Source organism: Photorhabdus sp. S10-54 (assembly GCF_963878145.1).
Lineage (GTDB): Bacteria > Pseudomonadota > Gammaproteobacteria > Enterobacterales > Enterobacteriaceae > Photorhabdus > Photorhabdus kayaii.
Window position 1 is genome coordinate 1 of sequence record NZ_CAWNXG010000164.1, and the last position, 689, is coordinate 689.

Genomic DNA, 689 nt, shown 5'->3' on the forward strand with positions numbered 1-689 from the left:
TTTAACTAGCAGGGGTGAAGAATGAATAGTAACTCTCTAAATAAACAACACAATACTTCTTACATTAATTTTGAAATAGAGGATGCGCTCGAAAAAATCGAAGCACTAGCAGAGGCGGCAATTTACCTTTATGGGAATAAAGAAGAGGAAATGCTGGGCCGTGGAATCATGGGTGTTATTCATTCAGTTGCCAGTGAAGCACTAAAAACGAGGTGAAACATGCTTAATACAACATTGTTTTCACCACGGGCTGTCAATGTAACTCCAGCTAAAATTATTTGGGAAAGCTACATTGCACTCCATGATCAATTTGTTGCCGTGGTTAATAGCCAGCCAAATCTTGCTGACAATGATAATTTCTTTAATGAATTAGTTAAGCTTAAAGATATTTACGATGAACTTGATACCTCATCGAAAAACAAAGGCAGGCCGGACAGTCTTTTACTATTGGAAGTAATTAAACAACTTACCAATTTAATTGACATTGCGAGCATAACAACAATAAATAAAGAGAGGCGATTATGTTTGATTTAGAGACCGCTATGTTTGATTTAGAGACCTCTTTCTCACATACAGAGGTAAAGACAAAGCAGATAGAGGCCCTTCTCCACATATGGCAAGAATCATATAAGAAAGAATGTGATGAATCTTATGCCATCGGTGCAATACAAGATCTGGTTTTTGGACTG

The 689-nt window shown here is 37.0% G+C and carries 2 protein-coding genes; both read left to right on the forward strand.

The window, feature by feature from the left end; genetic code table 11:
* Positions 1 to 21 precede the first annotated feature (21 nt).
* Positions 22 to 216: a hypothetical protein gene (locus AACQ83_RS24315; RefSeq protein ID WP_112879936.1), complete on the forward strand. Its 195-nt coding sequence runs from the start codon at positions 22 to 24 to the stop codon at positions 214 to 216.
* A 3-nt stretch (positions 217 to 219) separates the two neighbouring features.
* Positions 220 to 534 (forward strand): hypothetical protein, encoded by a 315-nt coding sequence (locus AACQ83_RS24320; protein WP_049583073.1) that lies wholly within the window; start codon positions 220 to 222, stop codon positions 532 to 534.
* Positions 535 to 689: the final 155 nt, after the last annotated feature.